Source organism: Candidatus Borkfalkia ceftriaxoniphila, from assembly GCF_004134775.1.
Taxonomy (GTDB): Bacteria; Bacillota; Clostridia; order Christensenellales; family Borkfalkiaceae; genus Borkfalkia; species Borkfalkia ceftriaxoniphila.
In genome coordinates this window covers 397,309-421,750 of the sequence record NZ_SDOZ01000002.1, presented here as the reverse complement: position 1 = coordinate 421,750, position 24,442 = coordinate 397,309, and the positions used below count along the sequence as shown (strand labels likewise).

The following is a 24,442-nucleotide window of genomic DNA, read 5'->3' as shown; positions in this document are numbered from 1 at the left end:
CCTATTATAATCCAAAACGCAAAATTTGTAAATCGTTTGAAAAATGCGAAAATATGCGGATTCAGGGCAAAAACGCTTTTCAAACGGGAAAGATTGTGCTAAAATGTTGTATCGAGTAAAAAAGTATTTTTTTGTCAGGAGAAAGGTTATGAAATACAAAGCACAGGCTTCCGAAAAAAGCACCGTGACCATTAAGATCACATTCAGCAAAGAAGAATGGGAGCAGGCGAATCAGAAAGCATATATGCAGACGAGAGGCAGATATGCCGTCAACGGTTTCAGAAAGGGCAAAGCCCCCAAACACGTCATCGAACTCAATTACGGTAAGGGCGTTTTTTACGAAGACGCGCTCAATAACCTGTATTCCGAGCATTACTATAACATCCTCGACAAGGAGGCGGAAAACTTTACCGCCGTCGGCCAGCCCGAGTTGTCCGTGGAGAAGATCGACGAGGACGGCGCCGTGCTCGTTGCGGTCGCGCCCGTCAAGCCCGACGTGAAATTGGGCGACTACAAGGGTATAAAGATCGAAAAAGTTGAGTATAATGTAACCGATGCCGACGTGGATGCGGAACTTAAAAAGTTACAGGAAAGAAACGCCCGCACGGTGAACGTAGAGGGCCGCGCGGCGGAAAACGGCGACAGCGTTATCATCGATTTTTCGGGCAGCGTGGACGGCGTCAAATTCGAAGGCGGCACGGCGGAGCGCCATACGCTCGTTCTCGGCAGCCATTCCTTCATCGAAGGATTCGAAGAGCAGGTCGTGGGCATGAATATCGGCGAGGAGAAGGATATCAACGTCACTTTCCCCGAAGATTATCAGGCGGAAGAACTCAAAGGCAAGGCCGCCGTGTTCGCGGTCAAACTGCACGAGATCAAAAAAGAAGAACTTCCCGAAGTTAACGACGAGTTCGTCAAGGACGCGGCGGGCGCGGAGAGCGTCGAGGCTTATAAGAAAGAAACGCGCGAGCGCCTGGAAAAGGAAGCCAAGTCTAAGGGCGACGCGGAGACGGAAAACAACATCGTCAAGGCGATCACCGATAAGGCCGAGGCGGAAATTCCCCAGGTCATGATCGAAAACCAGGTAGACATGATGGTGCGCAACGCAGAATACCGCCTTTCCATGCAGTACGGCGGGCTGAAACTCGAAGATTACCTCAAATACATGGGCACCGATATGGAAGCGTTCCGCAAGGGCTACGAGGCGCAGGCTGCCGACACCGTAAAGAGCCAGTTGGTCATCGATAAGATCATCCGCCAGGAGAACATCAAGGCGGACGACGCGGAAGTGGACGCAAAACTCGAAGAGTACGCGAAAGCGACGGGCAAAACGCTCGAAGAGTACAAAAAGGACGTGGACGCTTCGCAGAGGGAATACATTGCGAACGACATCACCATCAATAAATTGTTCGAGTTTTTGAAAGCGAACAACGAAATGACGGGCAAAGCGGCGAAGAAGAGCGCGGCGAAAAAGCCCGCCGCAAAGAGCGCGGCAGGGGAAGAAAAGCCCGCCGCCAAGAAACCCGCCGCCAAAAAGACGGCAAAGAGCGAAGACGGCGAGAAAAAACCCGCGGCAAAAAAGCCCGCGGCGAAAAAGAGCGCCGAAAGCGATAAAGAATAACCCGCAACTCCGGATTTACGGTACGGCGGGCAAATAAGGAGGACATATGGACGAAAGAATGAATTTGATCCCCATGGTCGTGGAGCAGTCCAGCCGCGGGGAGCGTTCGTACGATATTTATTCCCGCCTTTTGGAAGATAGGATCATCTTCCTTTCGGGCGAGATCAACGACGGGATGGCGAACACCATCGTGGCGCAACTTATCTATCTCGAAGCGAAAGATCTGGGCAAGGATATCAGCCTGTACATCAACAGTCCGGGCGGCAGCGTGTCCGCGGGGCTTGCGATCTACGACACCATGCAGTATATCAAATGCGACGTGAGCACCATCTGCATCGGGCTCGCGGCGAGCATGGGGGCGTTTTTGCTTTCCAGCGGCGCCAAGGGCAAGCGTTTCGCGCTGCCCAACAGCGAGATCATGATCCATCAGCCGCTCGGCGGCGCGCAGGGACAGGCGAGCGACATTAAGATCCAGGCGGAGCATATTTTAAAAATTCGCGATAAGATGAACCGTATCCTTTCCGAAAATACGGGCAAGACCATTCAGGAGATCGAGCGCGACACCGACCGCGATAATTACCTTTCCGCGGACGAAGCGCAAAAATACGGCCTTATCGACAAAGTTTTCTATAAAAGATAAGATCCTTCGGGTTTGAATCTTGCTGGAAAAGTGAATACAAAAACAAAACTTCGCTGTGCAATAAGAGAATGTCCGTTCGAATTTTGCGCGGCGAAATTTTTAAAATCAGTTTACGGAGTAAAAAATGAAAGACGAAGAACAATTTTGTTCCTTTTGCGGCAAGCCGAAAACACTGACAAAATGTTTGATATCCGGTCCCAACGGCATCAATATCTGCGACGAGTGCGTAGAGATCTGCCGCGAACAGTTGCTCGACGCGGAGGAGAAACCGCAGGACGAGGTAGCGCTGAAAAAACCTTCGGAGATCAAAGCCGAACTGGATAAATACATTGTCGGACAGGATAAAGCGAAAAAAGTGCTTTCGGTGGCCGTGTACAACCACTATAAACGCATCAACAATCTGAAAAAAGAGGACGACGTGGAGATCGAAAAGAGCAACATTCTGCTGCTCGGGCCCACGGGCTGCGGCAAAACGCTTTTGGCGCGTACGCTCGCCCGCATCCTCAACGTTCCCTTCGCCACCACGGACGCCACCACGCTTACGGAGGCGGGCTACGTCGGCGAGGACGTGGAAAATATCCTTCTGAAACTCATTCAGAACGCCGATTACGACATCGAAAAGGCGCAGCGCGGCATTATCTATATCGACGAGATCGACAAGATCGCGAGAAAGAGCGAAAACGTTTCCATCACCCGCGATGTATCGGGCGAGGGCGTGCAGCAGGCGCTTTTGAAGATCATCGAGAGCACGATCGCCAGCGTGCCCCCGCAGGGCGGACGCAAACACCCGCAGCAGGAGTGCATGCGCATCGATACCACCAACATTCTCTTCATCTGCGGCGGGGCGTTCGTTGGGCTGGATAAGATCGTGCAGCGCCGCAAGGACGACACCTCCCTCGGTTTCGGTTCCAACGTGAAAAAGAGCGGCGAGGAAATGGATTATGAACTTCTGGACGACGTCAAGCCGCAGGATCTGACGAAATTCGGCCTGATCCCCGAATTCGTCGGGCGTATCCCCATCGTGGTGAGTTTACAGCCCCTCGACGAAGGCGCGCTCGTCAAGATCCTCACCGAGCCGAAAAACGCCATCATCAAGCAATACCAGAAACTCATCGGCATGGACGGCGTCAAACTCTCCTTCGACGAGGACGCGGTGAGCGAGATCGCCAACACCGCCATCCGCTTAAAGACGGGCGCGAGGGGACTTCGCACCATCATCGAAAATCTGATGACCGACGTCATGTACGACATTCCCTCCAACGACAGCATCGAGGAAGTCAAGATCACGCGCGACTGCGTGCTCGGGAAATCCAAGCCCGCCATCGTGAAAAAGAGCGCTTGACGATACAAACGGCACCGAAATATACGGCGCCGTTTTTTTATGGCGGCGATAAGAAAAACTTATACGCCTTTTTGTCGAAACGCGGCGCGAAACGCTTGCCTTGTCCGTAAAAACCATTTATAATTTGTGTGAAACAAAGTACCCTGTATGAGGCATAAACGTATGTATAAGATCATTCGAAAAAAAGAACTCAATCCAACCGTCACGCTCATGGAAGTGGAGGCGCCGTTCGTCGCGAGAAAAGCCGAACCGGGGCAGTTCATCATTTTGCGCGTGGATGAAGAGGGGGAGCGCATCCCCCTGACCATCGCGGACTATAACCGCGAGAAAGGGACGATCACCATTATATTCCAGATTGTCGGCGGCACGACCGAGCGGCTCAACCGCCTCGGCGAGGGCGATTGCATTCAGGATTTCGTGGGACCCTTGGGCACCGCGTCGCACGTGGAGGGACTTAAAAAAGTCGCCGTCATCGGCGGCGGCGTCGGCTGCGCCATCGCCTATCCCGTGGCGAAAAAACTGCACGAACTGGGTGCGGTCGTGCACAGCATCGTCGGTTTCCGCAATCGGGATTTAGTCATTCTGGAAAAGGAGTTCAGATCCGTTTCCGACGTCTATAAGATGATGACCGACGACGGCTCTTACGGCGAAAAAGGACTCGTCACCGACGCCTTGAAAGCGCTCATCGAAAGCGGCGAACAGTATGACGAGGTCATCGCCATCGGGCCCGTCGTCATGATGAAATTCGTTTCCCTGCTCACCAAACAGTACGATATCAAAACGGTCGTCAGCATGAACCCCATCATGATCGACGGCACGGGTATGTGCGGCGGCTGCCGTCTGACTGTGGGCGGCAAGACCAAATTCGCCTGCGTGGACGGTCCCGATTTCGACGGTCACGAGGTGGATTTCGACGAAATGATGAAGCGCGCCACGGTGTATAAAGAATTCGAGTTGCACGAGCGAGAAAAAGCCTGCAACCTCTTTTCCAAGGAGGTGAAATGATATGCCCAATATGTCTTTGAAAAAAAACGAAATGCCCGCGCAGGCACCCGACGTGCGCAATAAAAACTTCAAGGAAGTGGCGCTCGGCTACACTGCCGAAACCGCCGTGGACGAGGCCAAGCGTTGCCTGAACTGCAAACACAAGCCTTGCGTCGGCGGCTGCCCCGTCAAGATACATATTCCCGATTTCATCGCGAAAGTCGCGGAAGGAAAATTCGAAGAAGCGTATCAGATCATCCAAAAGTCCAGTTCTCTGCCCGCCGTGTGCGGGCGCGTCTGCCCGCAGGAAACGCAGTGTGAGCAGAAATGCGTGCGCGGCGTCAAGGGCGAACCCGTCGCCATCGGGCGGCTGGAACGGTTCGTCGCCGACTGGCACAACGAACATTCGTGCGATCTGCCCGTCAAGGCGCAGCCGAACGGACATAAAGTCGCCGTCGTCGGCTCGGGCCCCGCGGGGCTGACCTGCGCGGGCGATCTCGCCAAACGCGGCTACGACGTCACCGTGTTCGAGGCGCTGCACCTCGCGGGCGGCGTGCTCGTGTACGGGATCCCCGAATTCCGTCTGCCCAAAGCCATCGTGCAGAAAGAGATCGACAATCTGAACGCGCTGGGCGTCAAAGTGGAGACCAACATGGTCATCGGCAAGGTGCTCTCCGTCGACGAACTGATGGACGAGTTCGCTTTCGAGGCGGTATTCATCGGCTCGGGCGCGGGATTGCCGCGTTTCATGAACATTCCCGGCGAAAATCTCAAAGACGTTTATTCCGCAAACGAGTTTCTGACGCGCGTGAATCTGATGAAAGCGTATAAAGAGGACGCGAGAACGCCCATCGCGCACGCGAAAAAGGTCGCGGTCGTGGGCGGCGGCAACGTCGCGATGGACGCGGCGCGCTGCGCAAAGAGGCTGGGCGCGGAAGAAGTGACCATCGTCTACCGCCGCAGCGAGGCGGAACTTCCCGCGAGAAGGGAAGAGGTGGAGCACGCCAAGGAAGAGGGCATCTCCTTTAAACTTCTGACCAATCCCGTGCGCATCTTAGAGGGCGAAAACGGCTTTGTGGGCGGCATGGAATGCGTGGAAATGGAATTGGGCGAACCCGACGCATCGGGGCGCAGAAGTCCCGTCGTCAAGGAAAATTCCGAGTTCACGATGGACGTGGACTGCGTGATCATGGCGATCGGAACTTCTCCCAACCCGCTCATCAAATCCACGACGAAGGGACTGGAAACGCAGCGTTGGGGCGGGATCATTGCCGACGAAAACGGGCAGACCTCGCGCGAAGGCGTATTCGCGGGCGGCGACGCGGTAACGGGCGCCGCAACGGTCATTCTCGCCATGGGCGCGGGCAAAACCGCCGCCGAAGCGATCGACGAATATATTAAAAATAAAAAGTAAATAGATAAAGAGGCTCGGAGTTTTCGCGCCTCTTATTTGATTTTTAAAATTTTATCGGAAGATATATTCAATACAGTGCAAAGCGTGAAAAACCGCTTTAAATTCGGCAATCTGTCCTCGGTCATATAACCTTTTAAGGTCGAAAGAGAAATATTTGTCCGTATCGAAATCTCTTGTAAAGTATAATTGCTGTATTCGATTGTTTCTCTGAGCCTGGACTGAATCAGTTTAAATTCAATACTGTTTTTATTCATATCGTGATCTCCTTTCAAAAAGTATAATCTAAATAATTCAAATAATATTATTTCAGACTTTATAGTAGTTACAAATTATAAAAAGCGCGAAAAGTTCTTTTCGCGCTTTCGCTTTGCTATGTACTTGTAAAAATCACAAATATGTGTTATACTATGTATATTCGAATAATCGGGGCAGTGTCCCCAAAACGATATGATTTTTCCCGAAAGCGGAAAAAAGGATGAAATATGGCTAAAACAAAGAAAAAAAGCGTTTATCCCATGGTCGCGCTCCGCGGCAAGGTGGTTTTCCCCGATACGGTTTCCAGTTTCGATGTGGGCAGACTCGTCTCGCTCACGGCGGTTTCGCGCGCCTCCGAACAGCAGAACATGACGCTCTTCGTGTGCGCCCAGCGCGACATGACCAAGGACGATATCAAGCCCGAGGACGTGTATACCGTCGGCACCGTCGTCACCATCCGTCAAATCGCAAAACTCGCCTCCAATAATCTCCGCGTCAACGTGGAGGGTACGTTCCGCGCCAAGGCGGAAGAAGTGTATGAAGAGGACGGCTGTTTCTACGCGCTCGTTTCCGAACTTCCCGCCGTCCACGGCGACGAAATGCTCGAAGAGGCATATTTCCGCACCGCGCAGGACGTGATGAAGGACATTCAGTCGGGCGATGCGCGCTTTCCCAAAGAGGGCGTGGCGCTTCTGGAAAAAATCAACGATGCGGACGTGTATATCAACAACGCAATGACCTATCTGCACGTAAAAAACGAGGTCAAACAGCAGATATTGGAGATCGTCAACGTAGTGGACCGCCTGAAAACGTTCGAGCGGTGTTTAAACGACGAGTTAGAGATCGCCAAACTCGAAAAGAAGATCAGTTCCATGGTGCGCCAGAGCATCGACAAGAACCAGAAAGAATATTTTCTCCGCGAGCAACTCAAAGCCATTCACACCGAATTGGGGGACGACGAGAACGAAAAGGAAGAACTGACCAAAGCGATCACGGACAAGCATATGCCCGCCGAGATCGAGGAAAAGGCGCTCAAAGAGATCGCGCGCATGGATAAAATGCCGCCTTCGTCGCCCGAATTTACCGTCATCCGCACCTATCTCGACTGGCTGTGCGACCTTCCCTGGACGGAAGAGACCAAGGATACCGAAAGTCTGACCGACGCCAAAAAAATTCTCGACGAAGACCATTACGGTCTGGAAAAAGTCAAGACGCGCATCACCGAATATCTTGCCGTGTTGCAGTTGACAAAGAGCATGAACGCGCCCATTCTTTGCTTTGTGGGGCCTCCGGGCGTGGGCAAAACGTCCATCGCGCGCTCGGTCGCGCGGGCGCTCGGCCGAAAATTCGTGCGCATGAGCCTGGGCGGAGTCAAGGACGAGGCGGAGATCCGCGGTCACCGCAGGACGTACGTGGGCGCGATGCCGGGGCGCATCATCTACGCGATGAAGTCGGTCGGCAGTATCAATCCCGTATTCCTTTTGGACGAGATCGATAAAATTTCCAGCGATATGCGCGGCGATCCCGCCAGCGCGCTGTTGGAAGTCTTGGATCCCGAGCAGAACGCGACGTTCCGCGACAGGTTTTTGGAAGTTCCCTACGACCTTTCCAAAGTGCTTTTCATCACCACTGCGAACAGCGTGGATACCATTCCCGCGCCGCTTCTGGACAGAATGGAATTGATCGAACTGAACGGCTACACGCTGGAAGAGAAAAAAGAGATTGCAAAACGCTATCTCGTACCCAAAAAACGCACCGAAAACGGTTTGCACGACGGAATTTTCGAGATCGAGGACGACGCGATCGTCACGCTCATCGAAAATTATACCATGGAGGCGGGCGTCCGCAACCTCGAACGGCAGATCGGTTCCATCTGCCGTAAGATCGCGGTCAATTACGCGGAAGACCGCAATATCGGCAAACAGACGATCACCTCCGCGAGAGTGGAAGAATTGTTGGGCGCCAAGCGCTATTTAAGCGATCTGCGCAAATTAGACGATAACGAAGTGGGCGCCGCGACGGGGCTCGCCTGGACGAGCGTGGGCGGTACGACGCTCACCATCGAAGTTTCCGCCATGCCCGGAAAGGGCGATATCCAACTGACGGGCAAACTGGGCGACGTGATGAAAGAGAGCGCCCGCGCCGCAATCAGTTATATCCGCGCGCACGCCGATAAGTACGGCATCGCGCCCGACGCGTTCAGCACCACCGATATACACATTCACGTGCCCGAGGGCGCCACGCCCAAGGACGGGCCGAGCGCAGGCATCACCATGGCGACGGCGATCCTTTCGGCGTTCACCGCCAAACCCGTCCGCAAGGACGTGGCGATGACGGGCGAGATCACGCTGCGCGGCAAAGTTCTGCCCATCGGCGGGCTCAAAGAAAAGGTGCTCGCGGCGCACCGCATCGGCATACAGAACGTCATCATTCCGCAGGAAAACGAAAAGGACGTGGACGAAATACCCGAAAGCGTGCGTAAAGATATGCACTTTATTCCCGCTACCGAAGTGGATACGGTATTTTCCAGCGCGATCGTGGGCCTATGATACTCATAAAAGACGCGAAATTCGTCGTTTCCGCGGCGGATAAAAAGGGATTTTTAAAACCCGATAAGCCCATGATCGCCGTATGCGGCAAATCCAACGTGGGCAAGAGTTCGTTCATCAACATGCTCGCGAACAAAAACAAGTTGGCGCGCACCTCGGGCGACCCGGGGCGCACGCGGCTGGTGAATTATTTTGATTTCGGCGAGTTTTTGCTGGCGGATCTTCCCGGATACGGCTTTGCGCGCGTATCCAAGGCGGAAAAGGATAAGTGGGGCAAAATGCTCGACGACTTTTTTGCGGAAAAAGAGAACATTGCGCACGTGTTCGCGCTCGCAGACATCCGCCACGATCCGACGCGCGACGATCTGACCATGATCGACTATCTCTATTACGAGCGCATACCGTTCACCGTCGTCGCGACCAAGAGCGACAAACTTGCCAAGACGCGCGTGAAAGACGCCGTGCGCAGGATCGCCGCCGCCTTCAAGACGGGCGAAGGCAACGTCCTGCCCGTTTCCGCCGTCACGAAAAAGGGCAAAGACGAAGTCTTGTCCTTGATCGAAAAAATTTGTACCTTGGAAACAGAGACGGAAGAGGAATTGTAAGATTCGATGTGTGAGAGTATAGTTGAAAAAAATTCGGAAATAAACGTTAATTCGGATACTGCGCATTCAGAGAAACCGAAAAGGAACGCGGCTATTGAAATCTGCCGTATCGTTTGCATTGTTATGGTCGTTTTCAACCATACGTTTAACCAATTTTATCATGCGCCCGGCACCGCTGGTATATTTGCCCGTTATGTGAATTTGCTCAACGTCTGCGCTGTGGGTACATTCTTCATAATTACGGGGTTTTATCTCTTTCAGGGCCATTTCAATTATAAACAGCGGTTAAAAAAACTGTTGTTTGAAATCTTGCTCCCCGCGCTTTGCGTTTTAATCGTATTGCTTACATATAAGACGGTGCGCGGGTGTGTTCAGGGTAAAGGAGCGTTTTTCGATTCTTTGCGCACTGAATTTTTTGCGCTGGGTAAAAATTTACTTTCTTGGAAATTCAGCGGAGAATACGGCTATCTGTGGTTCATCTTGGCATACACCGAGATGATCGTGTTTTATCCCGTCTACTATCTTTTGTGCAAAGATGAGAAAATTTCCAACGCGGCGCGCCGACTTCTCATGGTTTTTTGTTTCATGAGAATTTTATTGGAAGATTTTACCCGTATCGCGCATCTTGATTTCCCGATACGCACTTTTTCATTGATAGGAGCGTATCAATTGTTTCTCTTATTGGGGTTTGAATTAAAACTATTGTACGATAAGGGAAAACTTTCCAAACGTTTCTGTCTCAAATCGGGATTGGTTCTTTATTTTTTCGGCGTAATTCTTGCCGCCCTATATATTTTGCTGGAGAAGCATGTTTTTCATGGTTTTACGGAAAATTGGTATCATTTAAATTGCCATACTTCTATTCTGTCTGCGGCAGGGTTATTTCTCGTGTTTTTGGGGATCGAAGTCAAGGGCTCGCGTTTCGTCTATTTATTGGGAAGATCGGTATTTTATGTTTATCTTGTTCAAACTCCGATACATATTATCCTGAAAGATCTGCAATTAAACGCTAATTTATTCCCGCATATCGGTTTGTTGAGTTTCATCGTCATAGCACTGCTCTGCATTCTGGTTAGTTTTGCGATCGGCACGGCGATAGTTGCCGTCAGAAGAATCGCTAAATCTTAATAAAACGCTTGTAAAACGGCGCGCGTTATGCTACAATGAAATATCGAATTTGTTGAGAGGCACAATTTTATGTCCAATTTGTTAAGCGATTCCTCTGCGCCTTTTTTAAGCCAGCCTTGGGGACTTGCTCTGTTTATTATCATCGATATCGCCGTGCTGGTGCTTATACTGGCGCTCAATTATAAATGGTGTTGCAAACGTATCTTAGATATCCTGTTTTCCTTTTTGGGTCTCGCCGTGCTGTTTCCTTTCTTTTTTGTGTTCTGGATCGTTCAGTTCGTCTATAACAAAAAGACAAAAGCGTATCCTTCTCTTTTCGTGAAAAAGTATTTTATCGGCAAAAAGGAAAAGTTTTCGTATAAAACGGAATTCGTCTGCGAAGATGCCGACGGCAACGTAACGAATCTCGGAAAGGCCATGCGCGCCTGTAAGATCGCCTATTATCCCTATCTTGCGGATATTTTTTGCGGCAGGCTCAGTTTTATCGGCCCCGTGCCGATGCGCGCCGCAGACAGCCTTGCCGTGAAAGGCGAGGCGCGCGTGCGGTTTGCCGTGCGGGCTGGGCTTTTAAGTTCGCTCGAAAAGTACGGCGGCGAGGCGCTCACTTATGCGGATATGTTCGAAGAGGACGCCGAATACGTGTCTTCCCGTTCGCTTTTCAAAGATTTTTCTTATTTTTTCCTTTATCTGATCGCGAAGATCCGCGGCGACAGGAAGAACAGGTTGGGAGAATGCGCCCAAAAAACTTACGTGCGGTCTTTGTCGGATGCGGGAGAGATCACCGAGGAAGAGGCGCAGGATCTCGAAAAACGGGGCGAGGAAAAATTGCGCCAAACGCTGTCCTTCCGCGAAGAGAAGGCGAAATATCAGAGATGATCGTAAGCGGAAACCGCGAAAGCGCGGTTTCCGCTTTTTCGTATTTTTCGGAAATCTTGACAATCTTAACAAAAAAGCATATAATAATTGCAAACAAAACGAAGGTAGGATCATATGCGCAGAGATAATCTTGATTTGTTCGGCGAAGAATTCGCGGCCGCGGCGCCCGCAAGGGCGGAAAACAGGACCGAAAACGGTGAGGTGGAAAACGAAACTGCCGTGACGAAGTGCCCCTCCTGCGGCGCCAATATGGTTTACGATTCCGAGAAAAAGAAACTGCACTGTATCCACTGCGGCACGGTCAGGGACATCGACGCCAAGAGCAGCGAAGAGCAGGATTTCGAGCGTTTGCTCGCCGAAAACAATACGTGGGGGCGCGAAACGCACGTTTTTCGCTGTGAAAACTGCGGGGCGAGAGAAGTGCTCGATATCAACGAGATCGCCAAAACCTGTCCTTTTTGCGGTACGAGCAATATCGTAAAGACAGACGAACTTTCGGGTTTGAAACCCAACGCCGTCGTTCCCTTTCAGATCGGAAAAGATGAGGCGGGCAGCCGCGTCAGGAAATGGATCCGCAAGCGCGCGTTCGCGCCCGGCAAATTCCGTAAAAGCGCCCGTCCCGAAGAAATCAAGGGCGTCTATACGCCCGCGTTTTCTTTCGATACGGCGACGGAATCCGAATACCGCGCCGTACTGGGAAAATATTACTATACGACGCGCCGTGTGAACGGGCGCACGGTTTCGCAAAGGCATATCCGATATTTCACCGTCAGCGGGCATTATTCGATGGCGTTCGACGACGTTTTGGTGCAGGCGTCCGCGAATATAGACCAGCAATCGCTCGACAGGCTGCAGCCTTTCGACACCAACAACAGCAAGGAATACACAAAAGAATACCTGAGCGGTTTTACCGCCACGCAATATTCCAAGAGCGGCCTCTCCTGTTGGGACGAGGCGAAAGGCGTCATCCGAAACCGCTTGAAATCCGCTATTTTAGGGCAATATACATACGACGTCGTATCCTCGTTCGACATTTCCACGCAATGCTTTCATATCACGTATAAATATATTCTGCTGCCCGTATACGTGGGGCACTGCAACTGGCATTCCAAACTCTATAATTTTTTCGTGAGCGGCTTTAACGGCAAAGTCACGGGAAAAGCGCCTGTTTCGGCGCTCAAAGTGAGCGGGCTCGTCCTTCTCGGCATCGGAGTGCTCGTGGGGTTGTATTTTCTGTATCGGGCGTTCGGCGGGTAACGTGGAGTTTTATCTATGGAACAACAGACCTTTTTTATGAGTGAGACCGATCTTCCTCTTGCGGCGCGGCTGCGGCCGCGCACGCTGGAAGAATTCGCGGGGCAGAAGCATCTTCTCGGCGAAGGAAAAATTTTGCGCCGCCTGATCGAGGGCGACAAGATCGGCTCGATGATCTTCTGGGGGCCGCCCGGCGTGGGCAAGACTACGCTCGCGCGCATCATCGCCAATCGGACCAAGGCGAAATTCATCGATTTTTCCGCAGTCACGAGCGGCATTAAAGAAATAAAAACGGTCATGGAACAGGCGGAAAAAAACCGCCGTTTCGGCGAAAAGACGATCTTATTCGTGGACGAGATCCATAGATTCAACAAGGCGCAGCAGGACGCGTTTCTGCCCTATGTGGAAAAGGGAAGCATCATCCTCATCGGCGCTACGACGGAAAATCCCTCCTTTGAAGTCAACGGGGCGCTTTTATCGCGATGTAAAGTGTTCGTTTTGCAAACGCTGAAAACCGAAGAACTGTGCGAACTTCTCCGCAATGCGGTTTCCGACGAACGAGGATTCGGCAGACAGAAAATCGAAATTTCCGACGACGTCATCGAAACGATCGCGAATTTTGCCAACGGGGATGCGCGCAGCGCGCTTTCAACTCTGGAAATGGCTGTGTTGAACGGAGAGACCGAAGGCGATACCGTGCGCGTCACGCGGGAAACGGTGGAGCAATGCACTTCGAAAAAGTCGCTGTTGTACGACAAGACGGGCGAAGAACATTACAATCTCATATCCGCGCTGCATAAATCCATGCGCAATTCCGATCCCGACGCCGCCGTATACTGGCTGGCGCGCATGCTGGAAGCGGGGGAAGACCCGTTGTACGTCGCCCGCCGCGTCACGCGGTTCGCAAGCGAGGACGTGGGGCTTGCCGATCCCAAAGCCCTGGAGATCGCCGTGGCGGCGTTTCAGGCGTGCCATAGGATCGGCATGCCCGAATGCTGCGTGCATTTAACGCAGGCGGTCGTCTATCTTTCCATGGCGCCCAAGTCCAACGCGCTGTACACGGCGTACGAGAGCGCGAAAAAGGACGCGCTGACCATGCTCGCCGAACCAGTGCCGCTCATCATCCGCAACGCGCCCACGCGGCTCATGAAAGAGTTGAATTACGGAAAAGGATACCGCTACGCGCACGATTACGAAGAAAAACTGACGGACATGCAGTGCCTTCCCGATTCTTTGAAAGATAAAGAATATTACCGCCCCACAGAAGAGGGGATGGAAAGCAAATACAAAGCGCGCCTCGACGAGATCAAAGCGTGGAAGCGTGAAATGCGAAAAGAGTAAATATGTCATAATCATCCATAATTCGACATAGAATGTACCATCGCTGAATTTTCGGGGGTGGCAGAACTTGTGGGATTATATGATTAAACGCGCTTTGATGAGCGCGGAATATATTCTGGAAACGGGCGCGACCGTGCGCGACTGCGCCGAACGCTTCGGAACGAGCAAATCTACGGTGCACAAAGACGTGTCCGAGCGGTTGCAGGAGATCGACTTCGAACTCTATTGCAAGGTTCGGGAGGTTTTGGATAAAAACCTGCGCGAACGGCATATCCGCGGCGGAAACGCGACCAAAAAAAAGTACGAAAAGAACGATAGATCGTAAATGCGACTGATCTGAAATACGGCGAAGAGGCGGAGCGGTAAAATTTACCGCTCCGCATTTCTGCATTTTTGCTTGTGCTTTTGTTCATTTTGTCTTGAAATCATTGAGTTTTTTGTGCGATTGTGATATAATGTAATATCATTAAATCACAAAAACCGTCTTTCGGGGCGAAAAGGACATATTATGGCAAAATTGATGGGGATCGACGTCGGCTCCACCACCGTCAAGGTGGCTCTGCTCGGCGAAGACCGCGAAATATTATATACGAGTTACGAACGCCACTTCTCGAAAGTCAAGGAGTGCGTGCTTTCGCGCCTTGCCGCCGTGCGGGAAAAATTCGGCGGTGACGTCAAAGTGAGCATCACGGGCTCTGCGGGGCTTGGGCTCGCGCAGAGGAGCGGCGTTTCTTTCGTACAGGAAGTACAGGCGGCGTTTACCGCCATCCGCAAATATTATCCCGATGCGGACGCGGCCGTGGAACTCGGCGGCGAGGACGCGAAGATCATCTTCGTCACGGGCGGTACCGAACAGCGCATGAACGGCAGTTGCGCGGGCGGCACGGGCGCCTTCATCGACCAGATGGCGACGCTTTTGAACCTCGAAGTCGGCGAAATGGACGAGTTGTCCCTGCGCGCGGAAAAGGTGTACCCCATCGCCTCGCGCTGCGGCGTGTTCGCGAAATCCGACATACAGCCCCTTCTCAATCAGGGCGCGAAGAAAGAGGATATCGCCGCCTCCATTTTTCAGGCGGTCGTAGACCAGACCGTATCGGGTTTGGCGCAGGGCAGGCGCATCAAGGGCAAAGTTCTCTTTTTAGGCGGCCCGCTCTACTTTATCAAGGGGCTCAGAAAAGCCTTTCAGACCACGTTGCATCTCGACGACGAGCACGCCGTGTTTCCCGACAACGCGCCCTGTTTCATGTCCGTCGGCGCGGCGCTCTATTCCGAAAGCGTGGACGCGCAGGATATCGGAACGATCATCCGCAAGATCGAGAGCGTAAAGATGAGCGACGAGATCGTAACGGGCGAACCGCTGTTTGCCGACCGCGAAGAATACGACGAATTCGTCGCGCGCCACAAGCAGAGCGATCTTCAATTCTGCGATATCAAGACCTATACGGGCGACGCGTATCTCGGCATAGACAGCGGTTCCACGACCACGAAACTCATGCTGATCACGCCCGACTGCAAAATTTTATACTCGCATTACCAGTCCAACAACGGACAGCCGCTCGACATCGTCCTGGAACGCTTGCGCGAGATCTACGATCTGTCGGGCGGACATGTGCGCATATGCGGCTGCGCGGTCACGGGCTACGGCGAGGATATGATGAAAGCGGCTTTAAAGGCGGATTTCGGCATCGTGGAAACGGTGGCGCATTTCAAGGCCGCCGTGTTTTTCAATCCCGACGTCGATTTCATCATCGATATCGGCGGACAGGATATCAAATGTTTCAAGATCAAAAACCGCGCCATCGACGGCATCATGCTCAACGAGGCGTGTTCTTCGGGCTGCGGTTCCTTTATCCAGACGTTCGCCAAAGCCATGGGCATGGAGATAGACGAGTTTTCCAAACTCGGCCTGTTTTCCAAAAAGCCCGTCGAACTCGGCTCGCGCTGCACGGTGTTCATGAACAGTTCGGTCAAGCAGGCGCAGAAAGAGGGCGCGAGCGTGGAGGATATCTCCGCGGGCCTTTCGATGTCCATCGTCAAAAACGCCATTTATAAAGTCATCCGCGCCAAAACGCCCGACGAACTCGGGCAAAACATTCTGGTGCAGGGCGGCACTTTCTTAAACGACGCGGTGCTCCGTTCCTTTGAAAAGGAAACGGGCAAGAACGTCGTGCGCCCCGGCATCGCGGGGCTGATGGGCGCGTTCGGCGCGGCGCTGTACGCAAAAGAAAACGTGACGGGCGTGAGCACGGTCATCACCGAAGCCGAACTCAAAAATTTTTCTTACGTCTCTAAGAGCCGTATGTGCGGCGGGTGCACGTCCAACTGCAACGTGAACGTCATCCGTTTTTCCGACGGCCGCAAATTCATTTCGGGCAACAAGTGCGAAAAGGGCGCGGGGCTCAAACCCCATTCGGACGAACTGGATATCTATCATTTCAAATACGAGCGCCTGCTTGCCTCCGTGACAGGCGAAGGGAGCAAAAAGCGCGGCCGCGTGGGGATCCCGCTGGGACTGGGCTTTTACGAACAGTTGCCCCTGTGGGCGGGATTTTTCGAAACGTGCGGATTCGAAGTGGTGCTCAGCGAAAAATCGTCGCGCGATCTGTACTTCAAGGGGCAGCACACCGTGGCGAGCGATACCGCCTGCTATCCCGCAAAACTCATTCACGGGCATATAGAAAGCCTTCTCGACAAGAACGTCGATTTTATCTTCTATCCCTGCGAGAGTTACAATCTGGACGAATACGATTCGACCAATCACTACAATTGCCCCGTGGTGGCGTATTATCCCGAACTTTTAAAGGCGAACAACGAGCGGCTGAACGGCGAAAACTTTGTCATGCCCTATATCGACCCGAACATGAGAAAGAGCACGGTCAAAACGCTGAAAAGCGCGCTCAAAAAATATAAACTGAGCAAAGCGCTCGTTTCCCGCGGGCTGGACGAAGGGTTTAAACGCCTTGCCGCCTATTATACCGCGATCGAGGAAAAGGGCAGCGAGATCATCTACAAGGCGCGGCGCGAGGGCAAAGCGCTCATCGTGCTGGCGGGGCGCCCTTATCATATCGATCCCGAGATCAATCACGGCATCGGAAAACTGCTGACGTCGCTCGATATGGCGGTGCTCTCCGAGGACAGCGTGTTCCAGAGGGGGGACCTCGTGAAAGTGAACGTTCTGAATCAATGGACGTACCACGCCCGCCTGTACCGCGCGGCGGAATACGTGACCAAGCACGACGATATCAACCTCGTGCAACTCGTTTCTTTCGGCTGCGGCATCGACGCGATCACCACCGACGAGGTGCGCTCGATCCTCGAAAGCCGCGGGAAACTGTACACGCAGATCAAGATCGACGAGATCAACAACCTGGGTGTGGTGAAGATACGCCTTCGGAGCATGCTCGCCGCGATCGAAGAACAAAAACGGAATCAAAATCAATGAAAGACGACAAAATGCGGGAAGCGGTGGATTTCACCGAAGACTTCCCCAAATTCAACAAAAACATGAAGGGCACGCACAAAATTCTCATTCCCGATATGCTGCCCGTACATTTCGGTATCATCGTGGAGATCCTCCGCGCCGACGGCTGGGATATCGAACTATTGCGCAACGACACCCGCGCCGTCATCGACGAGGGGCTCAAACACGTGCATAACGACACGTGCTATCCCGCCCTGTGCGTGACGGGGCAATTCATCGACGCCTTGAAGAGCGGCAAGTACGACGTGGAGCATACGGCGGTGATGATCACTCAATCGGGCGGCGGCTGCCGCGCTTCCAATTATATCCCGCTCATCAGAAAGGCGCTCAAAGCGGAATTTCCCAAAGTGCCCGTCGTGTCCCTCAATTTTGCGGGACTGGAAAAGGACAGCGGGTTTCCCGTCGATTTAAAGACGCTTTTAAAGTTGGCGTTCGCCATCTTTTACGGCGATTCTCTGATGTCCCTCTATAACCAGACCAAGCCGTACGAGGCGGCGGAGGGCGAAAGCGACAAGGCGAGGGAGGACTGCGTTAAACTCATTCTGGACGCGTTCGCGTCGGGAAAATACCGCCGCTATAAGCGCATCCATGCCGCCATGTTCGAGCGTTTTTCCAAAGTGGAGCGGGACAGGCAAGCGAAAGTGAAAGTCGGCATCGTGGGAGAAATTTACGTAAAGTATTCGCCGCTCGGCAATTCGCATCTCGAGGACTTTCTCCTTTCCGAAGGGTGCGAGCCGGTCGTGCCCGCCCTGATGGATTTCGTCATGTACTGCGCCGTGAACAACATCAACGACGAAAAGTATTACGGGCACAAGAAGCGCGGCACCATTCTTTTTAAGATCGTGTATCGGTACCTGCACCGTATCCAGAAAAAAATCATTCGGCAGGCGAGGGCGGCGGGCTACGAGCCGCTGCACGATTTCGAGCATTTGCGCCGCTGCGCGGATAAAGTCATCAACCAGGGCGTGAAGATGGGCGAAGGCTGGCTGATCCCCGCGGAGATGGCGGCGCTCGCGGAAACGGGCACGGACAATATCGTGTGCGCGCAGCCGTTCGGCTGCCTGCCCAACCACATCGCGGGCAAGGGCACCATCCGTACCCTCAAACAGATGTACGAATACGAAAACATCGTCGCCGTCGATTACGACCCGTCGGCGACCAAAGTCAATCAGGAAAACCGCATCAAACTGATGCTCGCCACCGCCCGCGAAAACCTCGCCGCGCAGAGCGAAAAAAAATAGTCATGCTTTTCCCGCTTTCCGAATACAATAACTGTATCGGAGGCGGGTCTTTTTATGTTTGTCATACACAAAAAACACATCATTTTCGTCAGTCTGCTTTTGGCGGTCCTTTTGTGCGGGTGCGTGCTTTTGACGGCGCTTTCCACTTCGGCGGTGTCCACGAACGGCATGACGATCGTGCTCGACGCGGGGCACGGCGGGATCGACGGCGGCGTTACGGGCGTCAATTCCAAAGTCAAGGAGAGCGAGATCAATCTTTCCATCGTCCGTCTTCTGGAAACGCAACTCGCGGGCGCGGGATTTAAAGTGGTGCTCACCAGAAAGTCGGAGGGCGGACTGTACGCTCCCACCGATAAAAACAAGAAAAAGAGCGACATGAAAAAGCGCAAGGAGATCATCGAGGCGGCGGAGCCCGTGGCGGTGGTTTCCGTGCATCAGAATAAATTTCCCTTGTCGTCGCGAAAGGGCGGGCAGGTCTTTTTCCGAAACGACAGCGCGCAGGGGAAGGCGCTCGCCGCATCTATTCAGGAAGAATTCAACGCGCTCTCGGGCGGCGGGCTTTCGGCGCTGAAAGGCGATTATTATATCCTCAACTGCACCGATTATCCCTCCGTCATCGCGGAATGCGGTTTTTTGTCCAATCCCGAAGAGGACGCGCTTCTAAACACGCAGGAATACCAAAAAAAGGTAGCGTACGCCCTCTATAAAGGCATCGTCGCTTTCATCGCGCACAACGTCGCGGGTTGAAACGAGGATCATATCTTATATAGAAAATAAAAGCGAAGCCGAAAGGCTTCTCTTTCTTTTTTCCACCCTTTCGATTTTATTGAATTTTGCGCCGCGGTGTGGTATAATGAAAGGGTATTATGGTAAAATTCAACGAAGTAATGGAAGAGGAAAAGGCGCGCAGGCTCAATCCCGTCGTGCTCGCGTTCATCGGGGACGCCGCCTATTCGCTCTATATACGCGAAAAACTGGTGTTTGCGAGCGATTACAAGACGGGAACGCTGCAAAAACTCTCTTCGGCGAGCGTATCCGCCAAAGGGCAGGCGGCGCTTCTCAAAAATATCGAAGCAAAATTCACCGACACGGAGCGGGAAATCTTTCTGCGCGGCCGCAACGCCAAAAAACCGACCAAGAGCAAGAACGCGACCGTCGCCGAGTACAATCTCTCCACGGGGTTCGAGGCGGTCGTCGGCTATCTGTATCTCACGGGCGCGTACGCGCGGCTGGACGATCTTCTTTCGGAGGAACAAGATGAAGTACGAGGGTAAAAACGCCGTTCTGGAACTTTTAAAGACGGACAAGACGATCGACAAAATACTCCTCCGCAAAAACGCGCAGGACGCGTTGGGCCGCATTTTCGCGGAGGCGCGCGCAAAGGGCGTCCGCGTGCAGTTCGCCGACGAAAAGGCGCTCGATCGGGAGAGCGAAACGGGGCGGCACCAGGGCGTCATCGCCTACGCCACCGATTTCGTCTATGCGGACTTTGACGAACTTCTCGCCCCCGCGGATACGCCGCGGCTGGTTATCGTCTGCGACGGCATTGAGGACGTGCACAATCTCGGCAGTATCCTCCGCGTGGCGGAGTGCGTCGGCGCATCGGGCGTCGTCATTCCCAAAAACAAGAGCGCGCAGGTCAACGAGAGCGTCATGCGCATTTCCGAGGGCGCGGCGAATCATATCAAGATCGTGCGCGTGCCGGGCGTCAACTACGCCGTGGACGAACTGAAAAAGAACGGCTACTGGGTCTATGCGCTCGAAGCCGCGGGCGAAGATATTTACGCTTCCGACCTGACGGGCGACGTCGCCCTCGTCATCGGCGGCGAGGACAGCGGCGTGGGCGCGCTCACGCAAAAGAAGTGCGATAAACTCGTATCGCTGCCCATGTTCGGAAAAATAAATTCCCTCAACGCTTCCGTCGCCCTCGGCGTCGCTGCGTACGAGGTCGTAAGGCAGAGAAAATGTCCGACGAAGAACTGATCCGCCTCGCGCAGTCGGGGGACGCGACCGCGACCGAAACACTGTTGCAGCGCTATAAAAACGCGGTCAAGAGCGTGGCGCGCAGTTTCTTTCTGGAAGGCGGCGAAACGGAAGACCTCATTCAGGAAGGCATGTGCGGTCTGTACACCGCCGTGCAGAACTTCCGCCCGGGCAAAATGAGTTTTAAAAACTTCGCGTTTCTGTGCATTTACCGCCGCATCGTCAGCGCTGTCAGGAGCGCGACGCGGCAAAAGCACGACCCTTTGAACAAGTCCGTTTCCCTGACCGACAACTTTACCGAGGAACGCATCATTTCCGATCTCGATCCCGAGGAGATGCTCATCGGCAACGAATCGCGCAAAGAGTTGATGGAGAGCATGAAAACATACCTTTCGGACGGCGAAATGGAATGTATCCGCCTGTATATCGAGGGGCACAGCCTGACGGAGATCGCCTCGCGCACGGGACGGAGCGAAAAGAGCGCGGACAACGCGGTGCAGCGCGCCAAGAAAAAAATTGCGAAAAAACTGGAAGAGGAGCGTTGAAATGGCATATCTTGCCCTTTACAGGACTTTCCGCCCGACCCGTTTAAACGAATTGGTGCGGCAGGAACATATCGTCAAAATTCTGACGAATCAGATAGAAACGGGGCGCGTGGGTCACGCGTACCTCTTTTGCGGGCCGCGCGGCACGGGAAAGACGAGCACCGCCAAAATTTTCGCGCGTGCCATCAACTGCGAGCATCCCGTAGGCGGTTCGCCCTGCGGCGAGTGCGAAGCGTGCAAGGCGCTCGCCGACCCTTCCAATCTCGACGTCACCGAGATCGACGCCGCCTCCAACAACGGAGTGAACGAGATGCGCGACTTGCGGGAAAAGGTGCAGTATCCGCCCGTTTCCTGCCGCTATAAAGTCTATATCGTCGACGAAGTGCATATGCTCTCCGATTCGGCGTTCAACGCCCTCTTAAAGACGCTGGAAGAGCCGCCAAAGCACGCGGTCTTTATCCTCGCCACCACCGAGCCGCACAAACTGCCCGCCACCATTCTCTCCCGCTGTATGCGTTTCGACTTCAAACTCATTCCGCAGAGCGATCTCGAGGAGCACCTCAAAAACGTGCTGCGCGCCGTCGGCAAGGAATACGAGGAAGAGGCGGTCGCGGCGATCGCGCGCGCGGGCGCGGGGAGCGTGCGCGACAGTTTGTCGGTTGCCGATATGTGCATATCGTACAGCAAGGGCAAACTGACCTATGCGGACGTGAATGAGGTCTTGGGCAGCGCCGATTTCTATGAAATTGCCAAACTCGGCGGCGCGCTCTTGCACGGCGACGCGGGCGAGGCGCTCACGCTTGCCGAACAGGTTATTTCCGCGGGCAAGGGCGTGGGCGTTCTGGCGAAAGATATTCTGGTGTTCTTAAACAACGTTTCCATTGCCAAAGCGTGCAAGAACGCCAATTCCATACTCAATTTTCCCAAGGAGATGTTCGATCAGATCGTAGAGATCGCGGAGGACTGCGAGGGAAAGCGCGTTTTGCGCTGCTGCGAGATCTTTGCGTCTTTGGAAAACGAACTGAAATATTCCTCGTCGCCGCGCATTCTTTTGGAAACGGCGATCGTCAAGGCGGGCATGCCCGAAACGGATAACGACGTATCCGCATTGGAAAGCAGGATCGCGGCGCTGGAAGCAAAACTGAAAAATCTCTCCGCGCTCCCGCGCACGGAAATTTCCGCGCCGTCCGCAGCGCCGAAAGTGCGGCTCGAAGTCATCGAGGAAGAATCGCCCTCGTTCGATACGCCCTTTACGGCGGAAGAGCCGCCCGCAGACCTCTTTTCCGCGAGAAAACCTGCGGCGGAGAGCGTCAACGCGTTGGCGGAAGACAAGCGGAAAAACGCTTTCGGCTACTTCATGCGCACGCTGCGCACGTCCTCGCGCAACGGCGTGCTGTTCACCATGTGTCAGGATCTCGAACACGCGTTTGAGGGGGATAAATTCGTGCTCACGGCAAAAAACGAAGTCATTTACCGTTCGTTGAGCCGCGAACAGCACCGCAAGACCATCGGTGAAGCGTTGGAAAAGATCGGCATTACCGATTTCGATATCCGTATGCAGGGGCAGAAAATCGACGGTTTCGAAGAGGACGTCGCGCGCCTGAAAAGCGCGTTTCCAAACACCGATATAGAAGAAAGATAAAAATTTGCGAAATAGGAGAATCATATGGCAGGATTTAAAGGCGGCATGGGCGGCGGTAACATGCAAAATCTCATGAAACAGGCGCAGAAAATGCAGGAGCAGATGCAGGAAATGCAAAAGGCTCTGGACGATTGGGAGATCGTGGGCACGAGCGGCGGCGAGGCGGTCGTCGTGTACATGAACGCGAAAAAGATCATCGACGGCATCGAGATCGATCCGAAAGCCGTCGATCCCGAAGACGTGGAAATGCTCGAAGATCTCGTCATGGCGGCGATCATGGACGGCTATAAAAAGGCGGACGCCGTTTACGAAGAAAAAATGGGCCCGTTCGCGGGTATGGGCGGCATGGGAGGACTTCTGTAATCCATGCAGGTTTTTATCGAGCCGATCGGAAGGCTCATCAACGAATTTTCCAAACTTCCCGGCGTGGGAAAAAAGAGCGCGCAGCGCTACGCCTATAAGATCATCGGCATGACCGAGAGCGAGGCGCAGGAGTTTGCCGCCGCCATTCTCAACGTCAAAAAAAAGGTGAAATACTGCAAGATCTGCGGCAATTTCACCGAAGAAGAAGTTTGCGACATCTGTAAAGAGCGCGACGGCAAAATCATCTGCGTCGTCAAGGAGCCGAAAGACGTCATCGCGTTGGAAAAACTGCGCGAATTTAAGGGCGTGTATCACGTGCTGCACGGCGTCATCAACCCCATGGAGGGCATCGGCCCCAATGACATCCGCCTGCGCGAACTTCTGGCGCGCGTGGGCGAGGGGGGCGTGGAAGAGGTCATTCTCGCCACCAATCCCGACGTGGAAGGGGACGCGACCGCGCTTTATATCGCCAAAATTTTAAAGCCTCTGGGCGTGAAAGTCACCCGCCTCGCGCACGGTATTCCCATCGGTTCGGAGATCGAATACACCGACGACGTCACGCTGTCGCGCGCGTTCATCGAGCGCAAAGAAGTATGATTACGAATGATTGGAAGGCGGAAGCCGCGGCCCGCCTGCAACGCAAAAATAGAATTTTGTTTTCGCCCAAAGACGCGTTTTTGAGAGGACTTGCAAGACGTTGCGCCGAACAGACGCATAAGACTGTCGTGCTGTGGGCATTCAGTTTTTCCGAAGAGATCGTAGAGGATCTCAAACGGATTTATCCGCTCGAAACGCGCCCGCAGGAAACTTTGGAGGCGGCGCGTTTATGGGCGGCAGGAAAGATCAAAATGCCTCGCGCCAAAGCGGCGATTCTCGCTTGTCACGCTTTGGCGAATGAGCAGAATGCGGAAGGCGGGGCGTTTTGCCATGCCCTGGGGCAGGCATGTTCTACGGTGCATACCGCGGGGCATGCGATGGGACTGTGCGTATATGAATTGACCGCGCTTATACATAAGTACGGTTTGGATCATTGTGATGCCGCGATAGAAGATCGTCGGCGCGCGTATGAGGAGCGTTTGCTGCATTTCCGCAACGCGGACTGCGAAGACGCGGAATGGGCGAATTTTCTGAAATAATGTATTTTTCTTATGCGCCGGAGCGCTTAAGAAATGAATGAG

23 protein-coding genes are annotated in these 24,442 nt (G+C 53.5%); 22 read left to right on the top strand and 1 reads right to left on the bottom strand.

Annotation, left to right across the window (positions count from 1 at the left end):
* The first annotated feature begins 148 nt into the window (after positions 1-148).
* From tig to gltA, 5 genes are all read left to right on the top strand, one after another.
* Positions 149-1,621 (top strand): trigger factor, encoded by a 1,473-nt coding sequence (tig, locus tag ESZ91_RS02045; protein ID WP_161971006.1) that lies wholly within the window; start codon positions 149-151, stop codon positions 1,619-1,621.
* A 58-nt stretch (positions 1,622-1,679) separates the two neighbouring features.
* On the top strand, positions 1,680-2,261 hold the full coding sequence (gene clpP, locus ESZ91_RS02040) for an ATP-dependent Clp endopeptidase proteolytic subunit ClpP (RefSeq protein WP_129226227.1): 582 nt from the start codon (positions 1,680-1,682) through the stop codon (positions 2,259-2,261).
* A gap of 124 nt (positions 2,262-2,385) precedes the next feature.
* Entirely contained in the window at positions 2,386-3,603 is a 1,218-nt protein-coding gene (gene clpX / locus ESZ91_RS02035; RefSeq protein ID WP_129223621.1) for an ATP-dependent Clp protease ATP-binding subunit ClpX, read from the top strand.
* 162 nt (positions 3,604-3,765) lie between these two features.
* Positions 3,766-4,608, top strand: coding sequence for a sulfide/dihydroorotate dehydrogenase-like FAD/NAD-binding protein (locus tag ESZ91_RS02030; RefSeq protein ID WP_129223619.1), 843 nt, complete (start codon positions 3,766-3,768; stop codon positions 4,606-4,608).
* Position 4,609: 1 nt separating this feature from the next.
* Positions 4,610-6,001, top strand: coding sequence for an NADPH-dependent glutamate synthase (gene gltA, locus ESZ91_RS02025; RefSeq protein ID WP_129223617.1), 1,392 nt, complete (start codon positions 4,610-4,612; stop codon positions 5,999-6,001).
* 32 nt (positions 6,002-6,033) lie between these two features.
* On the opposite strand, the gene ESZ91_RS02020 is transcribed toward gltA, so the two are convergent.
* Positions 6,034-6,255 carry a helix-turn-helix domain-containing protein gene (locus ESZ91_RS02020; RefSeq protein WP_129223615.1) on the bottom strand — a complete coding sequence of 74 codons (222 nt, stop codon included), beginning with the start codon at positions 6,253-6,255 and terminating at the stop codon, positions 6,034-6,036.
* A 228-nt stretch (positions 6,256-6,483) separates the two neighbouring features.
* Between ESZ91_RS02020 and lon the strand changes: the two genes are divergently transcribed.
* The 17 genes from lon to ESZ91_RS01935 all read left to right on the top strand — a co-directional run bounded on the left by lon (position 6,484) and on the right by ESZ91_RS01935 (position 24,400).
* Positions 6,484-8,805: an endopeptidase La gene (lon, locus tag ESZ91_RS02015; protein WP_129223613.1), complete on the top strand. Its 2,322-nt coding sequence runs from the start codon at positions 6,484-6,486 to the stop codon at positions 8,803-8,805.
* A complete protein-coding gene (gene yihA, locus ESZ91_RS02010) occupies positions 8,802-9,410 on the top strand; it encodes a ribosome biogenesis GTP-binding protein YihA/YsxC (RefSeq protein ID WP_129223611.1) in 609 nt (202 codons plus the stop codon). Before lon ends, yihA begins: the two co-directional genes overlap by 4 nt.
* Positions 9,411-9,416: 6 nt before the next feature.
* Complete coding sequence (locus ESZ91_RS02005; RefSeq protein WP_129223609.1) at positions 9,417-10,538, top strand: acyltransferase family protein; 1,122 nt, start codon at positions 9,417-9,419, stop codon at positions 10,536-10,538.
* A 69-nt stretch (positions 10,539-10,607) separates the two neighbouring features.
* Positions 10,608-11,414, top strand: coding sequence for a sugar transferase (locus ESZ91_RS02000; RefSeq protein ID WP_129223607.1), 807 nt, complete (start codon positions 10,608-10,610; stop codon positions 11,412-11,414).
* Between the two features lie 114 nt (positions 11,415-11,528).
* Positions 11,529-12,671 (top strand): hypothetical protein, encoded by a 1,143-nt coding sequence (locus ESZ91_RS01995; RefSeq protein ID WP_129223605.1) that lies wholly within the window; start codon positions 11,529-11,531, stop codon positions 12,669-12,671.
* Between the two features lie 15 nt (positions 12,672-12,686).
* Entirely contained in the window at positions 12,687-14,009 is a 1,323-nt protein-coding gene (locus ESZ91_RS01990) for a replication-associated recombination protein A (RefSeq protein ID WP_129223603.1), read from the top strand.
* A gap of 79 nt (positions 14,010-14,088) precedes the next feature.
* Positions 14,089-14,334, top strand: a complete 246-nt coding sequence (locus ESZ91_RS01985; protein ID WP_236082707.1) for a sporulation transcriptional regulator SpoIIID — start codon at positions 14,089-14,091, stop codon at positions 14,332-14,334.
* A 183-nt stretch (positions 14,335-14,517) separates the two neighbouring features.
* Positions 14,518-17,451 (top strand): acyl-CoA dehydratase activase, encoded by a 2,934-nt coding sequence (locus ESZ91_RS01980; protein ID WP_129223599.1) that lies wholly within the window; start codon positions 14,518-14,520, stop codon positions 17,449-17,451.
* On the top strand, positions 17,448-18,731 hold the full coding sequence (locus ESZ91_RS11805; RefSeq protein WP_201270838.1) for a 2-hydroxyacyl-CoA dehydratase: 1,284 nt from the start codon (positions 17,448-17,450) through the stop codon (positions 18,729-18,731). Before ESZ91_RS01980 ends, ESZ91_RS11805 begins: the two co-directional genes overlap by 4 nt.
* A gap of 54 nt (positions 18,732-18,785) precedes the next feature.
* On the top strand, positions 18,786-19,478 hold the full coding sequence (locus tag ESZ91_RS01970) for an N-acetylmuramoyl-L-alanine amidase (protein ID WP_129223597.1): 693 nt from the start codon (positions 18,786-18,788) through the stop codon (positions 19,476-19,478).
* Between the two features lie 119 nt (positions 19,479-19,597).
* Positions 19,598-20,005, top strand: coding sequence for a Mini-ribonuclease 3 (locus ESZ91_RS01965; protein WP_201270837.1), 408 nt, complete (start codon positions 19,598-19,600; stop codon positions 20,003-20,005).
* On the top strand, positions 19,989-20,714 hold the full coding sequence (rlmB, locus tag ESZ91_RS01960) for a 23S rRNA (guanosine(2251)-2'-O)-methyltransferase RlmB (protein ID WP_129223595.1): 726 nt from the start codon (positions 19,989-19,991) through the stop codon (positions 20,712-20,714). Before ESZ91_RS01965 ends, rlmB begins: the two co-directional genes overlap by 17 nt.
* On the top strand, positions 20,696-21,259 hold the full coding sequence (locus tag ESZ91_RS01955) for a sigma-70 family RNA polymerase sigma factor (RefSeq protein WP_129223593.1): 564 nt from the start codon (positions 20,696-20,698) through the stop codon (positions 21,257-21,259). The genes rlmB and ESZ91_RS01955 overlap by 19 nt, the downstream gene beginning before the upstream one ends.
* Before the next feature lies 1 nt (position 21,260).
* The gene (gene dnaX, locus ESZ91_RS01950) at positions 21,261-22,901 is read left to right on the top strand and encodes a DNA polymerase III subunit gamma/tau (protein ID WP_129223591.1); all 1,641 of its coding nucleotides are present in this window, start codon (positions 21,261-21,263) and stop codon (positions 22,899-22,901) included.
* A 24-nt stretch (positions 22,902-22,925) separates the two neighbouring features.
* On the top strand, positions 22,926-23,264 hold the full coding sequence (locus ESZ91_RS01945; protein ID WP_129223589.1) for a YbaB/EbfC family nucleoid-associated protein: 339 nt from the start codon (positions 22,926-22,928) through the stop codon (positions 23,262-23,264).
* A 3-nt stretch (positions 23,265-23,267) separates the two neighbouring features.
* Positions 23,268-23,861, top strand: coding sequence for a recombination mediator RecR (gene recR / locus ESZ91_RS01940; protein ID WP_129223587.1), 594 nt, complete (start codon positions 23,268-23,270; stop codon positions 23,859-23,861).
* Positions 23,858-24,400 (top strand): putative immunity protein, encoded by a 543-nt coding sequence (locus ESZ91_RS01935; protein WP_129223585.1) that lies wholly within the window; start codon positions 23,858-23,860, stop codon positions 24,398-24,400. The genes recR and ESZ91_RS01935 overlap by 4 nt, the downstream gene beginning before the upstream one ends.
* Positions 24,401-24,442: the final 42 nt, after the last annotated feature.

Coding starts and splice junctions, on each gene's coding strand:
- gltA (WP_129223617.1), top strand. CDS start 4,610: ATGCCCAATATGTCTTTGAAAAAAAACGAAATGCCCGCGCAGGCACCC.
- clpX (WP_129223621.1), top strand. CDS start 2,386: ATGAAAGACGAAGAACAATTTTGTTCCTTTTGCGGCAAGCCGAAAACA.
- ESZ91_RS02020 (WP_129223615.1), bottom strand. CDS start 6,255: ATGAATAAAAACAGTATTGAATTTAAACTGATTCAGTCCAGGCTCAGA.
- ESZ91_RS02000 (WP_129223607.1), top strand. CDS start 10,608: ATGTCCAATTTGTTAAGCGATTCCTCTGCGCCTTTTTTAAGCCAGCCT.
- ESZ91_RS01990 (WP_129223603.1), top strand. CDS start 12,687: ATGGAACAACAGACCTTTTTTATGAGTGAGACCGATCTTCCTCTTGCG.
- tig (WP_161971006.1), top strand. CDS start 149: ATGAAATACAAAGCACAGGCTTCCGAAAAAAGCACCGTGACCATTAAG.
- ESZ91_RS02005 (WP_129223609.1), top strand. CDS start 9,417: ATGTGTGAGAGTATAGTTGAAAAAAATTCGGAAATAAACGTTAATTCG.
- ESZ91_RS11805 (WP_201270838.1), top strand. CDS start 17,448: ATGAAAGACGACAAAATGCGGGAAGCGGTGGATTTCACCGAAGACTTC.
- ESZ91_RS02030 (WP_129223619.1), top strand. CDS start 3,766: ATGTATAAGATCATTCGAAAAAAAGAACTCAATCCAACCGTCACGCTC.
- recR (WP_129223587.1), top strand. CDS start 23,268: ATGCAGGTTTTTATCGAGCCGATCGGAAGGCTCATCAACGAATTTTCC.
- ESZ91_RS01980 (WP_129223599.1), top strand. CDS start 14,518: ATGGCAAAATTGATGGGGATCGACGTCGGCTCCACCACCGTCAAGGTG.
- ESZ91_RS01965 (WP_201270837.1), top strand. CDS start 19,598: ATGGTAAAATTCAACGAAGTAATGGAAGAGGAAAAGGCGCGCAGGCTC.
- rlmB (WP_129223595.1), top strand. CDS start 19,989: ATGAAGTACGAGGGTAAAAACGCCGTTCTGGAACTTTTAAAGACGGAC.
- ESZ91_RS01970 (WP_129223597.1), top strand. CDS start 18,786: ATGTTTGTCATACACAAAAAACACATCATTTTCGTCAGTCTGCTTTTG.
- ESZ91_RS01955 (WP_129223593.1), top strand. CDS start 20,696: ATGTCCGACGAAGAACTGATCCGCCTCGCGCAGTCGGGGGACGCGACC.
- lon (WP_129223613.1), top strand. CDS start 6,484: ATGGCTAAAACAAAGAAAAAAAGCGTTTATCCCATGGTCGCGCTCCGC.
- yihA (WP_129223611.1), top strand. CDS start 8,802: ATGATACTCATAAAAGACGCGAAATTCGTCGTTTCCGCGGCGGATAAA.
- ESZ91_RS01945 (WP_129223589.1), top strand. CDS start 22,926: ATGGCAGGATTTAAAGGCGGCATGGGCGGCGGTAACATGCAAAATCTC.
- ESZ91_RS01935 (WP_129223585.1), top strand. CDS start 23,858: ATGATTACGAATGATTGGAAGGCGGAAGCCGCGGCCCGCCTGCAACGC.
- dnaX (WP_129223591.1), top strand. CDS start 21,261: ATGGCATATCTTGCCCTTTACAGGACTTTCCGCCCGACCCGTTTAAAC.
- ESZ91_RS01985 (WP_236082707.1), top strand. CDS start 14,089: ATGATTAAACGCGCTTTGATGAGCGCGGAATATATTCTGGAAACGGGC.
- clpP (WP_129226227.1), top strand. CDS start 1,680: ATGAATTTGATCCCCATGGTCGTGGAGCAGTCCAGCCGCGGGGAGCGT.
- ESZ91_RS01995 (WP_129223605.1), top strand. CDS start 11,529: ATGCGCAGAGATAATCTTGATTTGTTCGGCGAAGAATTCGCGGCCGCG.